The organism is Pseudomonas sp. LRF_L74, from assembly GCF_965644255.1.
In the GTDB taxonomy this organism is placed as follows: Bacteria; Pseudomonadota; Gammaproteobacteria; order Pseudomonadales; family Pseudomonadaceae; genus Aquipseudomonas.
The window spans coordinates 23,625-45,165 of sequence record NZ_CBFFRH010000009.1 but is presented as its reverse complement, the minus strand read 5'-3'; the positions used below and the strand labels follow the sequence as shown (position 1 = coordinate 45,165).

The window sequence follows — 21,541 nt, the reverse complement described above, 5'->3', positions numbered from 1 at the left end:
ACGGGCCGGTGACTGCACCGGCGGGTTTGACGAATCCGGCGGGGCCGGTCGCGATGCGCCAGGGGCACACCGCGGAAGACTGCTCTGCCCTCGGGCAGAAACCTTGCGGTGAACGCTAGATAGGGGCGTATCAGGGTATTTCAAGGGCGCCACGGAATTTTTTTGCGAGTGAACCCATCACTCACGGCGCTCGTACTCGCCTTCGATGACGTTCGGACGGGCATGCCCAGGCGGCACATCGTTGGCGGCGTCCCCCATGAAGGCTCGTTGCCGCGCCGCCTGCTCTTGCGCACGACGACGCAGGCCAGCAATCAACAGGCGCCGGGTGAATGGAATCAGGCAGACCAGGCCAAACAGGTCGCTGATCAAGCCGGGCAGGATCAGCAGGCCGCCACCGACCGCGATCAGCAGCCCTTCGAGCATTTCCTGCTCGGGCATTTCACCACGAGCCAGGCGCTCGCGGGCACGCCAGGCGGTGTTGAAGCCCGCTACACGCAGCAGGAAACCGCCAAGGATCGCGCTGCCGATGATCAGCAGCAGGGTCGGCAAGACGCCAATCACGCTGCCGACCTTGATCAATACAGCCAGCTCGATGAGCGGGAACAGCAATAACAGGAACAGAAAAGCACGCATCATGATTCCCTCGGAAGAACTGCTTCCGGTCAGTCATGTAGATGTTGGCGAGCGCCATTTAATTCAAGCCTCGTCAGCTCGCCAGCCCCCTCAATGACTGGCGCGAGCCAGTGCCACCAGGGCCTGGCGCACGTCCAAGGCAGTGTTACAGGATGTTGGAAATGGCAACCAGTACAGCCCCCGGCCGATGCGCAGGTGGAAGCCTTCGCTGTCGATCCCAACCATTCGCGCCGCCTCATGCGTGGGCAAGCCGGCCTGTTCGACATAATGGGCAATCGCGGCGGCATGGTCTGCGTTCATGTGTTCGACCATGCTGTGCTCACCATCCCCGCCACTGACGGACGCTGCGAACGGGTTGGCCAGGTTGACGCCATCCAGCCAGTGAATGGCACCGAACCCACCGATATAGCGCCAGCGCACCGGTTCCAGGCACCAGAAGTCGAAGTCATGGGCCTTGTGGTAGTCGGCCGAGTCCGGAAAGTAACGGTAATAACGGGTCGCCGCGGCCGCCACTTCCTCGTCACGCAGCGGACGCGCCTCGGCGAGCAGAGTCAGACGCCCGACGGCCTGCACGTCTTCGGCCTCACGTTCACCGACCAGCAACGAGCATTTGGCATCCTTGTGCAGGTTCTGCGTGTGCTGGGCGATACGGCTGATCAGGATCAGCGGCCTGCCTTCGGCATCCAGGCAGTAAGGTACCACTGAGCCGAAAGGGAAGCCGGGCATCGCTTTTGAGTGGGTGGACAGTACGCCCCGGTATTCCTTGAGCAATAATTCTCGGGCATGCTTCACGACCTTTTCGCTCACGTTGTGACTCCTTAAGCTTATTTCGTCACGATCAATCATCGTGGCCAGCCAGCATAGCGGGCTCACCTGCCGTATTCATCCGATTCGAGAGGAGATCAATCATGGAATTGAAGGACAAGGTCATCATCATCACCGGTGGTTGCCAGGGTCTCGGCCGCGCCATGGGCGAATACCTCGCGGCAAGGGGCACCCACCTGGCGCTGGTCGACCTCAACCAGGACAAGCTCGACGAAGCCGTCGCCGCCTGCCGTGCCTTGGGTGCCCAGGCACGTGCCTACACATGCAACGTGGCCAACGAGGAACAGGTTCAGCAAACGATCGATCGGATCGCCGAAGACTTCGGCGCGATCAATGGCCTGATCAACAACGCCGGCATCCTGCGCGACGGCCTGACCATCAAGGTCAAGGACGGCGAATTGAGCAAGATGAGCCTGGCGCAATGGCAGGCGGTGATCGACGTCAACCTGACCGGCGTGTTCCTCTGCACCCGCGAGGTAGCCGCCAAGATGATCGAGCTGAAGAACGAAGGCGCCATCGTCAACATTTCCTCCATCTCCCGCGCCGGCAACATGGGCCAGGCCAACTACTCCGCCGCGAAAGCCGGGGTGGCTGCCGATACGGTGGTCTGGGCCAGGGAACTGGCACGCTACGGCATCCGTGTGGCAGCCGTCGCACCGGGTTTCATCGAAACGGAGATGACCGCCAGCGTGAAACCCGAACTGCTGGAGCGCGTGGCTTCGACCATCCCCTTGCAACGCATGGGTAAACCGTCGGAAATCGCCCACTCGGTGGCGTTTATCCTGGAGAACGATTACTTCACCGGACGGGTGCTGGAGGTCGATGGCGGGTTGAGGATGTAGACACGAGCTACAAGCCAGAGGTGATCAGCTCTCGGCTTGTAGCTTGAAACTCATCGTTGGCGTTACCAACCCACCCCAAAACCGAGCGTATAGCGCGTCGAATCGAGACTGCCTTCCGCACCGCTGACGACGTCGCGCTCGGCCTTCATGTTCAGCGAAGCCCAGTCGGTGACCTTGTAGCGCAGGCCGATATCGGCATCCAGTGAGTAGTCGGCATCACCGCTCAACGGCCGGCCCACCTCACCGGTGGAGAACAGTTCGACCGTCTTGCCGATCAGGTAGCGGTTGTAATCCCACTTCAAGCTGGCTTCGTAGAAGCTGTCCTTGCGCCCTGTGTCGTACTCGTAGTCGGAACGGTTGGCCAGGGCCGCCAGGGAGAAGGCCCCCAGTTCGTCATCCCAGAACTGATAACCGGGACCGGTACCGATGGTGCGCTGGCGGCGTAGCTCTTCGACCTTGTCGTTCTTGTATTCCAGGCGCCCCTGCCAGAAAAACTTGTCGGTGAAGAAGCGGTCGAGGGCGTATTCGGCCTTCCAGTTGTCCGTGGTGCGCACGTCGTCCTGGAACTCGCGGTTGTACTCGGCAGCCGCGTTATGCCGCCAGCGCCCGTGGCGCGCCTGGGTCTTGAGGTCGATGTCGTAGTCGTCGGTATCGCTCTCGGCACGCTTGTAGTCGAGCGCCAGGTCGACGTTGCCCTTCCACACGAAATCTTCGACGAACGGCTTGGGCTTGATGATCTGCTGGATGCTGGCCATCTCAACGGTCTTCGGCGCCTCGCCGTTGGCCAGGATCACCTTGCCGTCATCCGAACGCTGAATCGTCTTGGCTCGCTCGCCTGCGGTATCGCTTTGCTTGACCAGCAACTCCTGGGAGCTTTCCAGGGTGGCGATCTTGCTCCAGTCCAGCGGAATCGAGCCGCCGTAGTCGGTTTCCAGCAGCAATTTGCCGCCGTCGAACAGTTTGATGGTGCCGGTTAGGCGGTCGCCGTTCTTCAGCCAGACAGTATCGGCAAGAGCAGCACTGGAGGCCGAAGCCACGAGGAGACACAACAGGGTTCTGGAAAACATAGGCGGGATCGCAGCAGACTCGAGTTCACAGGAAACCGTGCATTATCCTTATGCCCGGCGGCTGAGCAAGAACTGACAGGGCGACAATCGGCAAGTTCCCCGATTGTCTGATCGCGCCGCAGAGCGGCAGAATCGACCTCCATCCCGCCACCGAGACCCCGTCATGCTCGATGTGCCCCTGACAACCCCGTCTATCGATCCACGTCGGGAAGCGCTTTACCTGACCCTGGCCCAGGTGCCGGAAGGCAAGGTCGTCAGCTACGGCCAGCTTGGCGAACTCGCGGGCATGGTTCGCGCCGCACGCTGGGTCGGCCGTACGCTCAGCCAACTGCCCGAAGGCACGCGCCTGCCCTGGCACCGGGTGGTCGCGGCCGGTGGTCGGCTCAGCCTGCAAAGCGGCACCCCCGGCGGCGAGGAACAACGTGCGCGGCTGCGGGCCGAAGGCATCCTGCTGCGCAACGACCGGGTCGATATGCGCCGTCACGGCTGGCATCGGGAGCCCGGCAACGGTTAGAGTGCGCCCTTTGTCGCGGTCTTCGGCAGAGCCATTGCCCGCCTCGTGCACACCTGGACATTCAGCCTGATGCCCCATCGTACCTGGCGCGCCGCACTGGGCGCCTACACCAGCCCGGCCGCCCTCGCCCTGCTCCTGCTCGGCTTCGCCGCCGGCCTGCCGTACATGTTGGTCTTCTCGACCCTGTCGATCTGGCTGCGCGAAGCCGGTATCGACCTCAAGACCATCGGATTCGCCAGCCTCATCGGCCTTGCCTACGCCTTCAAATGGATCTGGTCGCCGCTGCTCGACCAGTTCCGCCTGCCCTGGCTGGGCCGGCTCGGCCGACGCCGCTCCTGGCTGATCCTGGCTCAAGTCACCATCGGTATCGGCCTGGTCGGCATGGCCTTCTGCGATCCCCAGCGCCACCTGACCTGGCTGATCGTCATCGCCGTGCTGGTGGCCTTCGCCTCGGCCACCCAGGACATCGCAGTCGATGCCTATCGCCTGGAAATCGCCGATGACACCCGCCAGGCCGCGCTGGCTGCCAGCTATATGCTCGGCTACCGCATCGCCGCCCTGCTTGCCACCGCCGGTGCGTTGTACTTTGCCGAGTGGTTCGGCTCCACCACCGCCCGCTACGACTACAGCGCCTGGGCCAGCACCTACCTGGTGTTCGCCCTGATGATGCTGCCCGGCATGATCACCACGCTGTGGATGCGCGAGCCCCATGTCGATGTGCCGGTGCAAAACAGCACCTCGCGCTTCAAGCTGCGCGATCAGTTGTATTCGGTACTGGTGCTGCTGGTGATGCTGATCTCGCTGCCCGCCATGATCACCGCCCTGCTCGACCAGGCCTGGCCACGGGCAACGCTGTATGCCCTGTTCCTGCTGATCAGCCTCTCGCCTGCGGGACGTCGCCTGATCGCGCCGGTGCGCGACCTGCTCAGCCAGCAGCGCCGTCAGTTGCTGGTCGCCGCGCGCGGCAAGCTGATCCCCAATTTTGACTTCGTGCACCAGGCGGTCTCGATGATCGTCCTGATCGTCATCCTGGTAACCATCGCCGCTGCGGTGAAGGCCTACAGCACCGGCGCCTGGCCACGCGGAACCCTGTACGTGCTGATCGCCCTGGCGTGCATTTCAGCCCCCGGCCGCCTGCTCATGGCGCCGGTGCTCACACCGATCAGCGAATTCATCCAGCGCTACCGCTGGCAGGCCCTGGCGTTGCTCGGGCTGATCGCCACCTACCGCATGTCCGATACGGTCATGGGCGTGATGGCCAACGTTTTCTACATCGACATGGGCTTCACCAAGGAACAGATCGCCAGTGTCAGCAAACTGTTCGGCCTGATCATGACCCTGCTCGGGGCGGGTGCCGGCGGCATGCTGATCGTGCGCTTCGGCATCATGCCGATCCTGTTCATCGGCGCCGCCGCATCGGCGGCGACCAACCTGCTGTTCGTCTGGCTGAGCGACGTCGGCCCCGACCTGAACATGCTGATCCTGGCGATTTCATGCGACAACTTCAGCGCCGGCCTGGCCAGTTCGGCGTTCGTCGCCTACCTGTCGAGCCTGACCAACCTGAAGTTCTCCGCCACCCAGTACGCCCTGCTCAGCTCGATCATGCTCCTGCTGCCACGGCTGATCGGCGGCTCCAGCGGCGCCATGGTCGAACAATTCGGCTACCACCAGTTCTTCATCATCACCACCCTGCTCGGCGTTCCAACCCTGATCCTGATCGCCATGCAGTGGCGTGCCAAAGCCGCGCCACCGGAACAGCGGATCGATCTGGAGAAGAAGGGGTGAACGTCAAGAGCCTGGCTGGCGCGGTCAATGCGCCGCCAAGCCAGGCCAGCCCCATCCGACAGGTCATGGCTTTTCGCTTGTAGCTCGAAGCTCACGACGTGAGGCTGCTCTTTTCTTTTTACTGCTTCGGCACCTCGGCGATCATCCGTACCACCCGTTGTGGGAAAGCGATGTCGATATTCGCCTCGCGCAAGGCATCACGGGTTTTTTCATTGAGCATGAACGTCACCGGCCAGTAGTCGTCGTTACTGCTCCACAGGCGCAAGGAAACGGTGATCGAGCTGTCGCCCAGCTTGGCCACCACCACTTGTGGCGCGGGTTGCGTCAATACGCGGGGATCGTCGGCAAGCTTCAGCAACACTTCTCGGGCGCGTTGCAGGTCAGCCTCGTAGTCCAGGCTAACGTCGAACACGATCTGCCGCGTGGCCTGGCGCGAGGTGTTGGTGATGGTGCCGTTGGACAGCGAGCCATTGGGCACGATGACGGTCTTGTTGTCGCCGGTGCGCAGCACGGTGTGGAAGATCTGGATGCTGTCGACAGTGCCCACAACGCCCTGGGCTTCGATCAGGTCGCCGATGCGAAACGGACGGAACAGCAGGATCAGCACGCCACCGGCGAAGTTTGCCAGGCTGCCCTGCAACGCCAGGCCGATGGCCAGGCCGGCGGCACCAATGGCGGCGATGAACGATGTGGTCTCGATGCCGACCATCGACGCCACGCTGATCACCAGCAGCACTTTGAGCACCACGCTGCCAAGGCTCTCGATGAAGCCTTGCAGTGCCTGGTCGGTGTGACGCGAGGCGATCATCCTGCCGATACGCGCGGTCAACCGATTGATCAGCCACCAGCCAATCAGCAGTGTGATCAGCGCAAGCAGCAGGCGGCTGCCGTAGGCGAGAACCACCGGCCACCAGGCCTCGGATGCCTTGACCAGTTGATCGACGTTGATATTTGTCAGGTCCATACCCGGACTCCTTTTTCACGCTCGAATGAAAACGCCATGGCAAGCCATGGCGTCAGAGGGATGCAAGAACTGCGACGGACAAAGCCCAACAAGGGCTCCACCGTCGTGCCGGCTCAGTCGCGGAAATTATTGTATTGCAACGGCATGCCGAAGTCCTTGCCGCGTAGCGAGGCGATGCACTCCTGCAAGTCGTCGCGCTTCTTGCCGGTCACCCGCACCTGCTCGCCCTGGATCGCGGCCTGGACCTTGAGCTTGGCATCCTTGATGTGGGCGACGATCTTCTTCGCCAACTCCTTGTCGATGCCTTCGCGGAAGGTGACCTCCTGCTTGACCACCCTGCCCGATGGGTAGGCGTCCTTCGTTTCCATGCACTGGCTGTCGATCTTGCGCTTGATCAGGCTGGCGCGCAGAAGGTCAAGCATCTGCTCCAGCATGAAATCCGCCTCGGCGGTCAGGGTGACGGTTTTTTCCTTGCTTTCGAAGCTGCATTTTCCGCGCAGGTCGAAGCGACGCTCCAGTTCCTTGGCCGCATTGTCCAGGGCGTTGGTGAGTTCGTGTTTGTCCAGTTCGGACACCACGTCGAACGATGGCATGGAATTCCTCCAGATGGACGGCGCAATCCAGATCATGGAAACCGCGCGCGTGGCTTGACGATAAAATTGGCTCGCTCATTATAACCACTCTGATACTCAGCGCTCGGCAACGTACCGGCGACCATCCCTCTACCTGTTTTATTCGCAAGCGAGCGCCTTCATGCCCAACCCCCATCTCAGCATTCTGGTGGTGGACGATGCCAAGTTTTCCAGCGCCATCATCGGTCGTGCGCTGAGCCAAGCCGGTTACCAGGACGTACGCTTCGCCAACAGCGCCGCACAAGCCCTGCAACAACTCGAACAGCGCCCGGCCAGCGTGCTGCTGGCCGACTGGCTGATGCCGGAAATGGACGGACTCGAGCTCACCTCGCGGGTCCGTCAACTGGACGAAACCGCTGACCACTACACCTACACCATCCTGCTCACCGGCAAGGAAGGCGATAACGTGCTGATCGAAGCCTTCGACCGTGGGGTCGACGATTTCATCAGCAAATCGGCGATGAACGAACAACTGGTGCCACGCGTCTACGCCGCTGATCGCCTGTGCGGCACCTTGCAGCGCCTGCTGCAGGAAAACCGCCTGCTCGCCAGTTCCGTGGACAGCCTGGAGCAGCGCAACCTGGTCGACCCGCTGACCGGACTCGGCAACTTCCGCTACCTCAAGCAGAAACTGGCCGACAGCCTGCGCCAGGTCGAGTCCCGTGGCGGGGCCGTGTGCTACCTGCTGATCGGTCTGCAGGAAGGCCTGGCCCTGCGCAACCAATACGGCAATGCCTTCTACGGTGAGTTGCTGCATGGCGTGGCCCGGCGCCTGCAACAACTGGTGCGCCCGCTCGATGTCCTGACCCGGATCGACGACACCCACTTCGGCCTGATCACCCTGCTCGACAACCTGCAGGAATGTTCGCCAGGCAGTTTCCGGCGCCTGCATGAAGGCCTCAACCTCAAAGCCTTCAAGACCAGCGAAGGCTTCATCACGCTCAAGGCCGGTATCAGCCTGGTCGGCGTCGACGCCAAGTCGCTGCCACTGGAAGTCCCGGCATTGCTCGATCATGCCAGTGCTTACCTGGACAACGCCTACAGCAGCGGCCGGGTCAACGCCGTGCGCCTGCCCCTGTCGTGACCTGGCACATTCTCGGCGCCGGTAGCCTGGGCGGCTTGTGGGCTGTGCGCCTGGCCCGGGCCGCCGTGCCGGTCAGGCTGATCCTGCGCGATAGCGCCAAACTGGCGGGTTATCGTGCTGGCGGCGGCCTGACGTTGGTCGAGGATGGCCACGCCCACCTCTACCCGATTGCCGCGGAAACCGCGACCGCCAGCACGCCGATCAACCATCTGCTGCTGGCCTGCAAGGCCTATGACGCCGAAGAAGCCGCTGCCAGCCTGGCTCCGCGCCTGGGCAGCGATGCGCGGATCATCCTGCTGCAGAACGGCTTGGGCAGCCAGGAGGCAGTGGCCCGGCGTCTGCCACGTGCCGACTGCATCCTGGCGTCGAGCACCGAAGGCGCCTACCGTGACGGTCCCTTTCGGGTGGTTGCCGCCGGCAAGGGCACGACCTGGCTGGGGCGCAGCCAATCTTCGCCCGCGCCGGCCTGGCTGGACGACTTGCATCGGGCCGGTATTCCCCACGCCTGGACCGCCGACATCGACGCCCGCCTCTGGCGCAAGCTGGCCTTCAACTGCGCGATCAACCCGCTGACGGTATTGCATGACTGCGCCAACGGCGAACTGCGAGCCCATACCCTGGAAGTGGCAGGTCTGTGCGAAGAACTCGCCGAGTTGCTCGGCCACTGTGGCCATCCCTGCGATGTCCCGGCACTGATCGAAGAAGTCATGGCGGTGATTGATGGCACGGCGCCGAACTTCTCCTCGATGTTGCAGGACGCACGTGCCAGACGGCGCACGGAGATCAGCTTCCTGATCGGTTATGCCTGCCAGCAAGCCCAGGCCAATGGCCTCGCCTTGCCCCGCCTGGCAGCCCTGCACCAGCGCCTGAGCGAGCATTTGCGTCAGCGCGGATTGCCCACTACCTGAGTGCGCGCTAACCTGCCGGCTCCCAGAGCCCGGAAGCCGCGCCCTTGAACCGTTTGCGCCAGCGCCTCGACAACCTGCCGGTAGGCCGCAAGCTGCTCGCCGCCCTGCTGGTATTGCTGGCGACCGTGCTGCTGGTGGCCAACCTGGCCTTCATCAGCGCCGCCTACTGGATCTCCCAGGACAGTATGGCGCCCCAGGCGCTGCACACGCTCGGCCGCCTGATCGCCGCTCCCGAGCTGAGCCAGGACGCACTGTCGTCCCCCGAAGCCGCCCAGAGCGTGCTGAAACGCCTGGACAGCTATGCTCCGCTACGCGCCGCCGCCCTCTACGACAGCCAGGGCATGCGCCTGGCCGAGCTGCAATTGGGCACCGAACTCAAATTGCCGAACCATGCCGACCACCTGGAGCGCTGGCGCAATGGCGAATTCCGCGCCACCCAGGTGATCGAGTTGCCCCAGCAGGGGCGCCCGCCTGGCTACCTGCTGCTGGTCGCCTCCAGCGAACTGCCCGGCGCGTTCTACACCGGTACGCTCACCGCCAGCGGCGTGATCCTGGTATTCAGCGTGCTGCTCTGGACCCTGATCGCACGCCAGATTCGCCGGCTGATCACCCACCCGATCCGTCATTTGGAAGAACTCACGCGCCAGGTCACCCGCGAGGAAAACTACGCCCTGCGTGCCGGCCGCGGCAATCAGGACGAGATCGGCAACCTGGCCGACGCCTTCAACACCATGCTCGGCCGTATCGAAGCCCGCGAGCAACAGCTCAAGCGCGCCCGCGACGACGCCCAGGAAGCCTTCGACCAGGCGCATCGGCTGGCCGAGCAGACCCGCCACACCAATCGCAAGCTGGAACTGGAAGTCCAGGTGCGCGGCAAGATCGAAAAGAAGCTCACGGGCTTCCAGAACTACCTGAACAGCATCATCGATTCCATGCCGTCGGCGCTGATCGCCCTCGACGAGCAGCTCTACGTGACCCAGTGGAACCAGGAAGCCACCGCGCTTTCCGGCACGCGCATGGACGAAGCATTGAACCAGCCGGTGTTCCTCGCCTTTGCCCCGCTCAAGCCATTTCTCGCCCAGCTCAAGCGCACCGCCGAGCAACACCGGGTGGAGAAGATCGAGCGAGTGACCTGGAAACGCGGCGAGGAAACCTATCACTATGCCCTGACCTTCTACCCGCTGATGGGTGGCGCCGGGCGCGGGGTGGTCATCCGCATCGACGACATCACCCAGCGCCTGTCCCTGGAAGACATGATGGTGCAGTCGGAAAAGATGCTCTCCGTCGGTGGCCTGGCGGCTGGCATGGCCCACGAAATCAACAACCCCCTGGGCGCGATCCTGCACAACGTGCAGAACATTCGCAGGCGCCTGACCCACGAACTGCCACGCAACCTGTTGCAGGCCCGCGAGCTGGGCATCGACCTGGACGACGTCAACGCCTACCTCAAGGCCCGGGAAGTCCCGCAACTGCTCGACGGTATCCAACAGGCGGGCTCACGCGCCGCCAAGATCGTCAGCCATATGCTCAACTTCAGCCGCCTGAGCAACCGCCAGATGACCGCGTGCCTGTTGCCCGCACTGATCGACCAGGCCCTGGAAATCGCCGGCAATGACTTCGACCTCACCGACAACTTCGACTTCAAGACCCTCGATATCGTCCGTGACTTCGACAGCGCGCTCGGGCCAGTGCCAGCCACCGCCAACGAACTGGAACAGGTGGTCCTCAACCTGCTGAAGAATGCCGCCCAGGCCATCCACTTGCGCGACGACGAGCGCGAGCCTGGCCGTATCACCCTGCGCACACGACGCAACCCGCCCTGGGCGGAAATCCAAGTGGAAGACAATGGCATCGGCATGCCGGAAAACGTCCGCAAGCGCATCTTCGAGCCGTTCTTCACCACCAAGGAAGTCGGCCAGGGCACCGGCCTGGGTCTATCGGTCTCCTATTTCATCATCACCAACAACCACAAGGGGCAGATGGAAGTGCACTCGCTGCCGGGCCGAGGCACCTGCTTCACCCTGCGCATTCCACTCAATGCCCCACTCGACAATACGGGACGCTGAGGCATGGGCAATCGTCTGAGCAAGATCTATACGAAGACCGGCGACCAGGGCCAGACCGGCCTGGCCGACGGCCGCCGGGTGGGCAAGGATCATCCACGGATCGAAGCGATTGGCGAGCTGGACATGCTCAACAGCCAGTTGGGCCTGTTGCTCGCCGGCTTGTACGATGAACGACCGCTATCGCCCGGGCTGGGAGAGCTCATCGATGTACTCGCGCCCTGCCAGCACCGCTTGTTCGACCTCGGCGGCGAACTGGCGATGCCCGCTTACCAGGCGCTGCAAGAGCACGAGGTCGAGCGCCTGGAAGCCGCCATCGATCGCTGGAATGAAGAACTCGGGCCGCTGCAGAACTTCATCCTGCCCGGCGGCTCGTCATTGATCGCCCAGGCCCACGTATGCCGCGCCGCGGCCCGTGGCGCCGAGCGGCGCTGCCAGCAGTTGAATGCCAGCGAAGAATTGCGCCCGGTGGCCATGGCCTATGTCAATCGCCTGTCCGACCTGCTGTTCGTCGCCGCGCGCCTGATCGCACGACGTCAGGGCATCGACGAGGTGCTGTGGAAAGCGGCGGACAAGCCGAGCACGGCCGTCGATTGATGGTGGATTGGTGGCAGAAGCAAACACATGCCACAACCCGTTGAACGGTTCGTCATTCCCGCGAAGGCGGGAATCCAGAAGACTCGTAGCATTTGGATTCCCGCCTTCGCGGGAATGACGGCTACACGCACCGCGCAAGAACGCTCATCGTACGAACGTCCGCTTTTCCTCGAAACAGCCGCTCAACTTGAGCCGTCAACAAGCCTTGGACGATCTACGCCGCTTCCGTCGGCCAGAATGCGCGAATACCGGCCACACCCTGAGCGCCGATCTGCCAGGCGTTAGCCACATCCTGCGGGCCAAGCCCGCCAAGCAGGAACGCCGGCTTGTTGAAGTGCCTGAGCAATTCAGTCGCCGCATCCCAGCCCAAGGGCTGAGCATCGGGATGAGTCTGGGTCGGCAGCACCGGCGACAGGGTGACGAAATCCACCCCAAGCTGGATTGCCAGCTCCAGCTCTTCGGCCGAATGGCAGGACGCCGCCAGCCAGCGCTCGACCGGGAACGGTCGTCCGCGAGCAGCGTATTTGCGCAGTTGCTCGGCACTCAGGTGCCAACCTGCAGCCGGGAAATCACCCAGCCACTCCAGCGGCCCCTTGAGCATCAACTGCGCCTTGCCGGCGCACAGGCCCTGAATATCCACGGCCAAGTCGCGGTATTGTGCATCGAACATATTCGGTGCACGCAGTTGCACCAGACGCGCACCGCCAGCAACGGCCGTACGCACGCCTTGCAACAACGCGCCGGGCTCCAGTCCATCCGGGGTGATCAGATAGGTATCTGGCAAGCGCGCAGCGGCGATGATCGACTGATTCGCAGCCGGAAACTCATAGCGCTCCAGGTCGCGCGGCTCGACCCAGGCCAGAGGTTGCCCCTCGGCACCATGGGGTTCGCCATCGAATGCGCTGACCGACCAGACATCGAGCAGCACATGCTTGTCCGGATAGTCGTGACGGATCTGGATCAACGGACGTGCCTGCCGAGCCTGGATACCCAGTTCTTCGTTCAACTCACGCACCAGCGCGTCACGCACGGCCTCGCCATCCTCGACCTTGCCGCCGGGAAACTCCCACAGGCCGCCCTGGTGTTGGCCAGCGCTGCGCCTGGCGATGAGGATGCGTCCCACGGCGTCGTAGATGACCGCCGCGGCAACGTGTACTCGTTTCATCTGTTGCTCTCCGTTTCCTGCAACCCAGCCGGGTGCCCGCGCCGGCCAGCCCATGCTGGCCGGCTTCAGTGTCGGATCAGGTACGGTATTCCGCATTGATCTTCACGTACTCGTGGGACAGATCGGTGGTCCAGATGGTTTCGCTGACCGAGCCACGGCCCAGTTCGATGCGGATACCGATTTCTTCCTTGGCCATTACAGCCGAGCCCTGCTCTTCGGTGTAGGTGGCAGCGCGCCCGCCTTGGCTGGCGATGCACACTTCGCTGAGGAACACATCGATCTTGCTGACGTCGAGATCAGGCACACCGGCACGACCGACAGCCGCGAGAATGCGGCCCCAGTTCGGGTCGGAAGCGAACAGCGCGGTCTTGATCAACGGCGAGTGAGCCACGGCGTAGCCGACGTCCAGGCACTCCTGGGCATTGGCGCCACCATTGACCTGCACAGTGACGAACTTGGTCGCCCCTTCGCCGTCGCGGACGATGGCCTGGGCCACGTCCATGCTCACCTCGAATACCGCCTGCTTGAGCTTGGCGAACAGCTCGCCGCTGGCGCTGGTGACTTCCGGCAGGTTGGCCTTGCCGGTGGCGACCAGCATGCAGCAGTCGTTGGTCGAGGTATCGCCGTCGATGGTGATGCGGTTGAACGACTTGTTCGCCGCGTCGCTGAGCAGGTCCTGCAGCACCTGGCGGCTGACCTTGGCGTCGGTGGCGATGTAGCCGAGCATGGTCGCCATGTTCGGCCGGATCATGCCGGCGCCCTTGCTGATACCGGTGACGGTGACAGTCACGCCATCGTGCTGGAACTGGCGACTGGCGCCCTTGGGCAGGGTGTCGGTGGTCATGATGCCGGTGGCTGCCTCGGCCCAGTTATTTTCCGACAGATCATCCAGCGCCGCCTGCAATGCCGACTCGATCTTGGCCACCGGCAGTGGCTCGCCGATCACGCCGGTGGAAAACGGCAGCACGGCCGCTTCGCCCACGCCAGCCAGGGCCGCCAGGCTCGCACAGGTCTTGCGTGCGTTGGCAAGGCCATCCGGGCCAGTGCCGGCGTTGGCATTGCCAGTGTTGGTCAGGAAATAGCGCACATCACCGGCAACGCGCTCGCGGGAGATGATCACCGGCGCGGCACAGAAGGCGTTGAGGGTGAACACGCCGGCGACGGTCGAACCTTCGACGAAGCGCATCACCACCACATCCTTGCGTCCGGGTCGCTTGATGCCTGCGGAAGAAATACCGAGTTCGAAACCGGGGACCGGATGCAGTACCGGCAAAGGACCAAGACCGACAGCCATGGATGCGCTCCTTCAATCAATGATGCCGCGAACAGCGGCGGAAAGTGGCAAAACGCCGCGAGCGGCAGGGCCGGTCGCGGCGTCGTTAGATCAAGAAAGCCTGTCCGCAATCAGCTGAGCTGACCGTGGCAGTGCTTGTACTTCTTACCAGACCCGCACGGGCAGGGTTCGTTGCGACCGATCTTCGGCTCGGACCGCACAGGCTCGGGCACCACGGCCACGTCACCCACCGGCTCGCCGTCCTCGTCGATCGAGTCCGGCAGGGCCGAGACCTCGTCGTGCTGGAACTGCATGCGCTCGGCCATGGCCTCGGCCTCGCGGCGCAGGCGCTCTTCTTCCTCGGCCGGGTCTTCGCGGCGAATCTGGACGTGGGAAAGCACGCGAATGGTGTCGCGCTTGATCGAATCCAACAATTCCTGGAACAGGGTGAAGGATTCGCGCTTGTACTCCTGCTTGGGGTTCTTCTGCGCATAGCCACGCAGGTGAATGCCGTGGCGCAGGTGATCCATGGTGGCCAGGTGGTCCTTCCACAGGTCGTCCAGTACCCGCAGCAGCATCTGCTTCTCGAAGGTACGCAGGGCGTCGGCGCTGGCCAGTTCTTCCTTCTCGCTGTACGCAGCGGTCAGCTCGGCAAGAATGCGCTCACGCAAGGTCTCTTCGTACAGTTTGTCGTCTTCATCCAGCCACTGCTGGACGGGCAGGCGCAGGCCGAAATCGGTATACAGCGCGTCTTCCAGGCCAGCGATGTCCCACTGTTCCGGCAGCGATTGCGGCGGAATGTGCTGGCTGATGGCGGCTGCCAGGACCTCCTGGCGGAAATCGCTGATGGTTTCGCCGATGTCGTTGGCGACCAGCAACGTGTTACGCATGTGGTAGATCACCTTGCGCTGCTCATTGGCCACGTCGTCGTATTCGAGCAGTTGCTTGCGCATGTCGAAGTTGCGGCCCTCGACCTTGCGCTGCGCCTTCTCGATGGCGTTGGTCACCATGCTGTGCTCGATGGCTTCGCCAGCCTGCATGCCCAGGGCCTTCATGAAATTCTTCACCCGGTCGGAGGCGAAGATACGCATCAGGTTGTCTTCCAGCGACAGGTAGAAACGGCTGGAACCCTGGTCCCCCTGGCGACCGGCGCGACCGCGCAGCTGGTTGTCGATACGGCGGGACTCGTGGCGCTCGGAGGCGATCACATGCAAGCCACCGGACTCGATCACCTGTTGGTGGCGCTTCTGCCACTCGGCCTTGATCTGCGCGATCTGTTCGTCGCTCGGCGCTTCCAGGGCGGCGACTTCCACTTCCCAATTGCCGCCCAGCAGGATGTCGGTGCCGCGACCCGCCATGTTGGTGGCGATGGTCACCGCGCCCGGGCGACCGGCCTGGGCGATGATCTCGGCCTCTTTCTCGTGGTACTTGGCGTTGAGCACCTTGTGCTCGATGCCGGCCTGCTGCAGCAGTTGCGAAACGTACTCCGAGCTTTCGATCGACGCGGTACCGACCAGCACCGGGCGGCCATCGGCCTGGCACTTCTTGACGTCTTCGATGATCGCCACGTACTTCTCTTCCTGGGTCAGGTAGACCAGGTCGTTGAAGTCCTTGCGCGCCAGTGGCTTGTTGGTCGGGATCACCACCACGTCGAGGCCATAGATCTGACGGAACTCGAAGGCCTCGGTATCGGCCGTACCGGTCATGCCGGCGAGCTTCTTGTACAGGCGGAAATAGTTCTGGAAGGTGGTCGAGGCCAGGGTCTGGCTCTCGGCCTGGATCGGCAGGTTCTCCTTCGCTTCGATGGCCTGGTGCAGGCCTTCGGACAGGCGACGGCCGGGCATGGTGCGGCCGGTATGCTCGTCGATCAGCAGGACCTGGTCCTTCTGCACGATGTACTCGACGTTGCGATGGAACAGCTTGTGCGCGCGCAGGCCGGCATAGACGTGAGTCAGCAGGCCGAGGTTGTGCGCGGAGTACAGGCTTTCGCCTTCGGCCAGCAGTTCGGCGCCGGTGAGCAGTTCCTCGATGTACTGGTGACCGGCTTCGTTGAGCTCGACCTGGCGCGCCTTCTCGTCGATCTTGTAGTGGCCTTCCTGGGTGACCACGCCCTCTTCTTCCTCGATGTGCTGCTTGAGGCGAGGAATCAGCTTGTTGATTTCGGTGTACAGGCGCGAGCTGTCCTCGGCCTGGCCGGAGATGATCAACGGCGTACGCGCTTCGTCGATGAGGATCGAGTCCACTTCGTCGATGGTGGCGAAGTTCAGCTCGCGCTGGAACTTCTCGTCCTGGCTGAACGCCATGTTGTCGCGCAGGTAGTCGAAACCGAACTCGTTGTTGGTGCCGTAGGTGATGTCCGAGGCATAGGCCGCGCGCTTCTCGTCCGGCGGCATGAACGGCGTGACGATACCGACCGACAGGCCGAGGAATTCGTACAACGGACGCATCCAGTTGGCGTCGCGACGGGCCAGGTAGTCGTTGACCGTGACCACGTGCACGCCCTTGCCTTCCAGGGCGTTGAGGTAGACCGCCAGGGTACCGACCAGGGTCTTGCCCTCACCGGTACGCATCTCGGCGATCTTGCCTTCGTGCAGGGTCATGCCGCCAATGAGCTGAACGTCGAAGTGACGCATGCCCATCACGCGCTTGCCCGCCTCGCGAGCGACGGCAAAGGCTTCGGGAAGTATCTGGTCGAGGATCTCGCCCTTGGCCAGGCGCGCCTTGAACTCCTCGGTCTTGGCCCGCAGCTGCTCATCCGTCAGCGCGATCATGTTTTCTTCGAGCGCATTGACCGCCGCGACCGCCTTGAGCATGCGTTTGACTTCACGCTCATTCTTGCTTCCAAAGAGTTTCTTCAACAACGGCGCAAACATATCGGCAGATTCTTCCACTAAAAGGGATGAAGGACGGCAAAAACGCTGCCCTGCAGCCACTTGGCTGCGTGCAAAGGGGGCATTCTACCCGGAATCGTTCTCGATGAAAGTGCGGCGTGCCATCGCCGTGGCATACGTACACTTGCAAGCCGGTTCTATATGGGGATGTCCACCGACAGCTACAAGCCCCTCTGCTAAGATGTGCGCTCACCGGACGCTCAGTCATTCCACATGCGCAAACGCCCACACACCGCCCGCTCGCCCATTTCGCTGTTGAATCAGGCGAAACCGTTGCGGGCGATGCTCGATCAGGCGCAGCGACTGGGTCATCTGCAAACGCTGGTCGATGCGCAGATGGAGCCGGCGGCGCGGGAGCATTGCCGGGTTGCCAGTTGGCGCGAAGGCTGCCTGTTGATCCTGGTCAGCAACGGTCACTGGGCCACACGCATGCACTATCAGCAGCGCCGCCTGCAAAGCAAACTGCAGGTGCTGCCCGAGTTCGCCGGCCTTGTACGGCTGCAGATCAAGGTACGCCCGGCCGGCGGTCAGGTGGCCTACGTGGGGCACAAGGCAACGCTCTCCGAATTCGCCGCGGATACCTTGCAAAGCACGGCCGAGGGCATCAGCGATCCGCGCCTGCGTGAAGCCCTGGAACGGTTGGCACAGAAAGGTCGGTCGCAAGAATAGGCAGCGTTGAGCCAACAGCGTTCGCGATCACGGCCCCAGCCGAAACCCGCCATAAAAAAGGCCACCCGGAGGTGGCCTGAATAAAACGTAGGAAGGAGGGTATTGCTCAACCAGCCGCGGCCGGTCTCATGTAGGAGATAGGCGCCGTACTGGCGTCATCGAAGATCACGGTTTCCCAGGCATCCGGCTGCGCGATCAGGGCTCGCAGCAAACGGTTGTTCAGGCCATGACCGGACTTGTAGCCACGGAACTCGCCGATCAGGCTGTTGCCGAGCAGGTAGAGGTCGCCGATGGCGTCGAGGATCTTGTGCTTGACGAACTCGTCTTCGTAGCGAAGGCCGTCTTCGTTGAGCACGCGGAACTCGTCGACCACGATGGCGTTTTCCACGCTGCCGCCCAGTGCCAGGTTCTTCGAACGCAGGAACTCGATGTCACGCATGAACCCGAAGGTACGTGCGCGGCTGACTTCCTTGACGAACGAGGTGCTGGAGAAATCGACGCTTGCCGTCTGGGTACGACCACGGACCACAGGGTGATCGAAATCGATCTCGAAACTCACCTTGAAGCCGTCGAACGGCAGGAAGGTGGCGCGCTTGTCGCCATCCAGCACCGTCACTTCACGCAGGATGCGAATGAATTTCTTCGGCGCGTCCTGCTCCTCGATACCAGCCGACTGGATCAGGAACACGAAGGGACCGGCGCTGCCGTCCATGATCGGCACTTCGGAAGCCGAGAGTTCGACGTAGGCGTTGTCGATGCCCAGGCCCGCCATGGCCGAAAGCAGGTGCTCCACGGTTCCCACCTTGACATCACCGATGACCAGGTTGGTGGACATGGTGGTCTCGCCGACGTTTTCCGCGTAGGCGGGGACTTCCACCACGGGGTCGAGGTCGGTTCGACGGAACAGGATGCCCGTGTTCACCGGAGCCGGCTTCAGGGTCAGGTAAACCTTCTCTCCCGAATGCAAGCCAACGCCGGTGGCACGGATAATGTTCTTCAGGGTGCGTTGTTTGATCATGGCTTCGGCTGCGCTAGTTGCGAACTGTTTTCAACAAGTGACGGCGATGATAGCAGAACCGCCCTTTGATGAACACCAATCAACTTCATGCTCCTGATAGACCTCATCAATCAGCCTGGCGCCGCAGGAACGCCGGGATGTCCAGATAATCCAGATCGTCCTGGCTATTGAGCTTGGCCGCAGTAGCCGCGCCGGCATGGCTCTGGCGCTGGACGGTCGGACGCTCGTAGTCCTTGTAGTTGACGGTCGGTTGCTCTGGACGCGGAGTGGCGGCCGAGGTGCTGACCGGGTTGACTACGGCGGCCACCGGCACGGTGTTGTCGACCACCTTGACCGGCTTCTCGAGGCGCGCGCCCAGGCCAGTGGCGACTACGGTCACGTGCAGCTCGTCGCGGACGTCCGGATCGATCACCGCGCCGACCTTGACGGTCGCATGCTCGGAAGCGAAGGCCTCGATGATTTCGCCGACAGCGGCGTACTCGCCCAGGGACAGGTCCAGACCCGCGGTGATGTTGACCAGGATGCCACGCGCGCCATGCAGGTTGACGTCTTCCAGCAGCGGGTTGCGAATCGCCGCCTCGGTAGCCTCGCGAGCACGGTTCGGACCGCTGGCGCAGCCGGTGCCCATCATCGCCATGCCCATTTCGCCCATGACGGTTTTCACGTCGGCGAAGTCGACGTTCATCAGGCCCGGACGCTGCATGATGTCGGAGATGCCACGCACGGCACCGGACAGCACGTCGTCAGCCTTGGCGAAGGCGGACAACAGGCTGGCGTCCTTGCCGAGGATGGTCAGCAGTTTTTCGTTCGGGATGGTGATCAGCGAGTCGACGCATTCGGCCAGGGCACGGATGCCCTCGTCGGCGACCTGCATACGCTTGCGTCCCTCGAAGGGGAACGGACGGGTCACCACCGCAACGGTGAGGATGCCCATTTCCTTGGCCACTTCGGCGATCACAGGCGCCGCGCCAGTACCGGTACCGCCGCCCATGCCGGTGGTGATGAACACCATGTCGGCGCCTTGCAGCACTTCAGCGATGCGATCACGGTCTTCCATCGCCGCCTGGCGGCCGATTTCCGGGTTGGTGCCTGCGCCCAGGCCTTTGGTCACGCCAGGGCCGAGCTGCAGCACGGTGCGCGCACCGATGTTCTTCAGCGCCTGGGCGTCGGTGTTGGCGCAGATGAATTCCACGCCTTCGACGTTGCTCTTGACCATGTGGTTGACGGCGTTGCCGCCGCCACCGCCTACGCCGATCACCTTGATGACTGCGTTTTGTGGTGCGTTATCTACGAGTTCAAACATTTCCCCTCTCCTTCCTTTCTAGTTTTGCGCCTACTGCACCGCGGTTTCACATCAGAAATTGCCCTGGACCCAGCGTTTCAGCCGCTCCAGTACAGGTGTCTTGGTTTCTTCGTTGAAGAAATTGCTACCGGACATCGAGATGCCGTCGGACTGCTTCTGCAGGCCGTACATCAGCAAGCCGACAGCGGTCGAATAAATCGGGTTGCGCACCACGTCCGCCAGGCCCTTGACGCCTTGCGGCACGCCCAGGCGCACCGGCATGTGGAAGATTTCCTCGGCCAGCTCGACCGCGCCTTCCATCTTCGCCGTACCACCGGTGAGGACGATGCCCGCCGGGATCATGTCTTCGTAGCCGCTGCGACGCAGTTCCGCCTGGATCAGGGTGAACAGCTCGTCGTAGCGTGGTTCGACCACCTCGGCAAGGGCCTGGCGCGACAGTTCGCGCGGCGGCCGGTCGCCGACGCTCGGCACCTTGATGGTCTCGCCCGCACCGGCCAGCTTGGCCAGGGCGCAGGCGTAACGGATCTTGATTTCCTCGGCGTACTGGGTCGGCGTACGCAAGGCCATGGCGATGTCGTTGGTGACCTGGTCGCCGGCAATCGGGATCACTGCGGTGTGACGGATGGCACCTTCGGTGAAGATCGCGATATCGGTGGTGCCACCACCAATGTCGACCAGGCACACGCCCAGTTCCTTTTCGTCCTCGGTGAGCACGGCATAGGCCGAAGCCAGTTGCTCAAGAATGATGTCGTCTACTTCCAGGCCACAACGACGTACGCACTTCTCGACGTTCTGTGCCGCGTTGACCGCACAGGTCACCACGTGCACCTTGGCTTCCAGGCGTACGCCAGACATGCCCAGCGGCTCGCGCACGCCTTCCTGATTATCGATCACGTAGTCCTGCGGCAACGTATGCAGCACACGCTGGTCAGCCGGGATCGCCACGGCCTGGGCGGCATCGAGCACACGCTCCAGGTCGGCACCGCTGACCTCGCGATCGCGAATGGCGACGATGCCGTGGCTGTTCAGGCTACGGATGTGATTGCCAGCCAGGCCGACGAATGCCGAGTGGATACGGCAGCCAGCCATCAGTTGCGCTTCTTCGATGGCGCGCTGGATCGACTGCACGGTCGACTCGATATTCACCACCACGCCTTTCTTCAGGCCGCGGGACGGATGGGTACCGATGCCGACGATTTCCAGCTGGCCGTCCGCCGCGACCTCACCCACCAGTGCCACCACCTTGGAGGTACCGATGTCGAGGCCGACGATCATCTTGCCGCTCTGCACGCTTGCCATGGTCCTTAC

19 protein-coding genes are annotated in these 21,541 nt (G+C 62.8%); 8 read left to right on the top strand and 11 right to left on the bottom strand.

What is annotated here, in order from left to right; translation table 11 throughout:
• Positions 1-177 precede the first annotated feature (177 nt).
• Complete coding sequence (locus tag ACSZPK_RS21070) at positions 178-633, bottom strand: FxsA family protein (RefSeq protein ID WP_437883707.1); 456 nt, start codon at positions 631-633, stop codon at positions 178-180.
• 90 nt (positions 634-723) lie between these two features.
• Positions 724-1,479, bottom strand: a complete 756-nt coding sequence (locus ACSZPK_RS21065; RefSeq protein WP_437883506.1) for a HugZ family protein — start codon at positions 1,477-1,479, stop codon at positions 724-726.
• Between the two features lie 62 nt (positions 1,480-1,541).
• On the opposite strand from ACSZPK_RS21065, the gene ACSZPK_RS21060 reads away from it, so the two are divergent.
• Positions 1,542-2,300, top strand: coding sequence for an SDR family oxidoreductase (locus tag ACSZPK_RS21060; RefSeq protein ID WP_437883505.1), 759 nt, complete (start codon positions 1,542-1,544; stop codon positions 2,298-2,300).
• A gap of 62 nt (positions 2,301-2,362) precedes the next feature.
• Here ACSZPK_RS21060 and ACSZPK_RS21055 read toward each other — a convergent pair whose 3' ends face one another.
• On the bottom strand, positions 2,363-3,367 hold the full coding sequence (locus ACSZPK_RS21055) for a DUF481 domain-containing protein (RefSeq protein WP_437883504.1): 1,005 nt from the start codon (positions 3,365-3,367) through the stop codon (positions 2,363-2,365).
• A 163-nt stretch (positions 3,368-3,530) separates the two neighbouring features.
• On the opposite strand from ACSZPK_RS21055, the gene ACSZPK_RS21050 reads away from it, so the two are divergent.
• Positions 3,531-3,881 carry an MGMT family protein gene (locus tag ACSZPK_RS21050; RefSeq protein WP_437883503.1) on the top strand — a complete coding sequence of 117 codons (351 nt, stop codon included), beginning with the start codon at positions 3,531-3,533 and terminating at the stop codon, positions 3,879-3,881.
• 69 nt (positions 3,882-3,950) lie between these two features.
• Positions 3,951-5,666, top strand: a complete 1,716-nt coding sequence (locus ACSZPK_RS21045) for an AmpG family muropeptide MFS transporter (RefSeq protein ID WP_437883502.1) — start codon at positions 3,951-3,953, stop codon at positions 5,664-5,666.
• Positions 5,667-5,784: 118 nt separating this feature from the next.
• On the opposite strand, the gene ACSZPK_RS21040 is transcribed toward ACSZPK_RS21045, so the two are convergent.
• Positions 5,785-6,630 (bottom strand): mechanosensitive ion channel family protein, encoded by an 846-nt coding sequence (locus ACSZPK_RS21040; RefSeq protein WP_437883501.1) that lies wholly within the window; start codon positions 6,628-6,630, stop codon positions 5,785-5,787.
• A gap of 113 nt (positions 6,631-6,743) precedes the next feature.
• Positions 6,744-7,223, bottom strand: coding sequence for a YajQ family cyclic di-GMP-binding protein (locus tag ACSZPK_RS21035; protein ID WP_437883500.1), 480 nt, complete (start codon positions 7,221-7,223; stop codon positions 6,744-6,746).
• A 160-nt stretch (positions 7,224-7,383) separates the two neighbouring features.
• On the opposite strand from ACSZPK_RS21035, the gene ACSZPK_RS21030 reads away from it, so the two are divergent.
• The 4 genes from ACSZPK_RS21030 to ACSZPK_RS21015 are packed head-to-tail and all read left to right on the top strand — an operon-like array spanning position 7,384 to position 11,914.
• Positions 7,384-8,346: a response regulator gene (locus tag ACSZPK_RS21030; protein WP_437883499.1), complete on the top strand. Its 963-nt coding sequence runs from the start codon at positions 7,384-7,386 to the stop codon at positions 8,344-8,346.
• Positions 8,343-9,254 (top strand): putative 2-dehydropantoate 2-reductase, encoded by a 912-nt coding sequence (locus ACSZPK_RS21025; protein ID WP_437883498.1) that lies wholly within the window; start codon positions 8,343-8,345, stop codon positions 9,252-9,254. The genes ACSZPK_RS21030 and ACSZPK_RS21025 overlap by 4 nt, the downstream gene beginning before the upstream one ends.
• 53 nt (positions 9,255-9,307) lie before the next feature.
• Entirely contained in the window at positions 9,308-11,320 is a 2,013-nt protein-coding gene (locus ACSZPK_RS21020; RefSeq protein WP_437883706.1) for an ATP-binding protein, read from the top strand.
• A gap of 3 nt (positions 11,321-11,323) precedes the next feature.
• On the top strand, positions 11,324-11,914 hold the full coding sequence (locus tag ACSZPK_RS21015; RefSeq protein ID WP_437883497.1) for a cob(I)yrinic acid a,c-diamide adenosyltransferase: 591 nt from the start codon (positions 11,324-11,326) through the stop codon (positions 11,912-11,914).
• 214 nt (positions 11,915-12,128) lie between these two features.
• On the opposite strand, the gene ACSZPK_RS21010 is transcribed toward ACSZPK_RS21015, so the two are convergent.
• The 3 genes from ACSZPK_RS21010 to secA form a co-directional block, all read right to left on the bottom strand.
• Positions 12,129-13,079 (bottom strand): Nudix family hydrolase, encoded by a 951-nt coding sequence (locus ACSZPK_RS21010; RefSeq protein ID WP_437883496.1) that lies wholly within the window; start codon positions 13,077-13,079, stop codon positions 12,129-12,131.
• A 76-nt stretch (positions 13,080-13,155) separates the two neighbouring features.
• The gene (gene argJ / locus ACSZPK_RS21005; RefSeq protein WP_437883495.1) at positions 13,156-14,373 is read right to left on the bottom strand and encodes a bifunctional glutamate N-acetyltransferase/amino-acid acetyltransferase ArgJ; all 1,218 of its coding nucleotides are present in this window, start codon (positions 14,371-14,373) and stop codon (positions 13,156-13,158) included.
• A gap of 110 nt (positions 14,374-14,483) precedes the next feature.
• On the bottom strand, positions 14,484-17,225 hold the full coding sequence (gene secA / locus ACSZPK_RS21000; protein WP_437883493.1) for a preprotein translocase subunit SecA: 2,742 nt from the start codon (positions 17,223-17,225) through the stop codon (positions 14,484-14,486).
• A gap of 231 nt (positions 17,226-17,456) precedes the next feature.
• Here secA and ACSZPK_RS20995 point away from each other — a divergent pair, with 231 nt between their 5' ends.
• A complete protein-coding gene (locus ACSZPK_RS20995; protein WP_437883492.1) occupies positions 17,457-17,912 on the top strand; it encodes a DUF721 domain-containing protein in 456 nt (151 codons plus the stop codon).
• A gap of 106 nt (positions 17,913-18,018) precedes the next feature.
• On the opposite strand, the gene lpxC is transcribed toward ACSZPK_RS20995, so the two are convergent.
• The 3 genes from lpxC to ftsA form a co-directional block, all read right to left on the bottom strand.
• Positions 18,019-18,930: a UDP-3-O-acyl-N-acetylglucosamine deacetylase gene (gene lpxC, locus ACSZPK_RS20990; protein ID WP_437883491.1), complete on the bottom strand. Its 912-nt coding sequence runs from the start codon at positions 18,928-18,930 to the stop codon at positions 18,019-18,021.
• 106 nt (positions 18,931-19,036) lie between these two features.
• Positions 19,037-20,233 (bottom strand): cell division protein FtsZ, encoded by a 1,197-nt coding sequence (ftsZ, locus tag ACSZPK_RS20985; RefSeq protein ID WP_437883490.1) that lies wholly within the window; start codon positions 20,231-20,233, stop codon positions 19,037-19,039.
• A 51-nt stretch (positions 20,234-20,284) separates the two neighbouring features.
• Positions 20,285-21,532, bottom strand: a complete 1,248-nt coding sequence (ftsA, locus tag ACSZPK_RS20980; RefSeq protein ID WP_437883488.1) for a cell division protein FtsA — start codon at positions 21,530-21,532, stop codon at positions 20,285-20,287.
• Between the last annotated feature and the right edge of the window lie 9 nt (positions 21,533-21,541).

Excerpts from the sequence above, each read along its gene's own strand:
- ACSZPK_RS21060 (WP_437883505.1), top strand. The coding sequence starts at position 1,542 with ATGGAATTGAAGGACAAGGTCATCATCATCACCGGTGGTTGCCAGGGT.
- ACSZPK_RS21040 (WP_437883501.1), bottom strand. The coding sequence starts at position 6,630 with ATGGACCTGACAAATATCAACGTCGATCAACTGGTCAAGGCATCCGAG.
- ftsZ (WP_437883490.1), bottom strand. The coding sequence starts at position 20,233 with ATGTTTGAACTCGTAGATAACGCACCACAAAACGCAGTCATCAAGGTG.
- ACSZPK_RS21065 (WP_437883506.1), bottom strand. The coding sequence starts at position 1,479 with ATGATTGATCGTGACGAAATAAGCTTAAGGAGTCACAACGTGAGCGAA.
- ACSZPK_RS20995 (WP_437883492.1), top strand. The coding sequence starts at position 17,457 with ATGCGCAAACGCCCACACACCGCCCGCTCGCCCATTTCGCTGTTGAAT.
- ACSZPK_RS21035 (WP_437883500.1), bottom strand. The coding sequence starts at position 7,223 with ATGCCATCGTTCGACGTGGTGTCCGAACTGGACAAACACGAACTCACC.
- ACSZPK_RS21070 (WP_437883707.1), bottom strand. The coding sequence starts at position 633 with ATGCGTGCTTTTCTGTTCCTGTTATTGCTGTTCCCGCTCATCGAGCTG.
- ACSZPK_RS21045 (WP_437883502.1), top strand. The coding sequence starts at position 3,951 with ATGCCCCATCGTACCTGGCGCGCCGCACTGGGCGCCTACACCAGCCCG.
- ACSZPK_RS21055 (WP_437883504.1), bottom strand. The coding sequence starts at position 3,367 with ATGTTTTCCAGAACCCTGTTGTGTCTCCTCGTGGCTTCGGCCTCCAGT.
- lpxC (WP_437883491.1), bottom strand. The coding sequence starts at position 18,930 with ATGATCAAACAACGCACCCTGAAGAACATTATCCGTGCCACCGGCGTT.
- secA (WP_437883493.1), bottom strand. The coding sequence starts at position 17,225 with ATGTTTGCGCCGTTGTTGAAGAAACTCTTTGGAAGCAAGAATGAGCGT.
- ftsA (WP_437883488.1), bottom strand. The coding sequence starts at position 21,532 with ATGGCAAGCGTGCAGAGCGGCAAGATGATCGTCGGCCTCGACATCGGT.
- ACSZPK_RS21050 (WP_437883503.1), top strand. The coding sequence starts at position 3,531 with ATGCTCGATGTGCCCCTGACAACCCCGTCTATCGATCCACGTCGGGAA.
- ACSZPK_RS21010 (WP_437883496.1), bottom strand. The coding sequence starts at position 13,079 with ATGAAACGAGTACACGTTGCCGCGGCGGTCATCTACGACGCCGTGGGA.
- argJ (WP_437883495.1), bottom strand. The coding sequence starts at position 14,373 with ATGGCTGTCGGTCTTGGTCCTTTGCCGGTACTGCATCCGGTCCCCGGT.
- ACSZPK_RS21015 (WP_437883497.1), top strand. The coding sequence starts at position 11,324 with ATGGGCAATCGTCTGAGCAAGATCTATACGAAGACCGGCGACCAGGGC.
- ACSZPK_RS21030 (WP_437883499.1), top strand. The coding sequence starts at position 7,384 with ATGCCCAACCCCCATCTCAGCATTCTGGTGGTGGACGATGCCAAGTTT.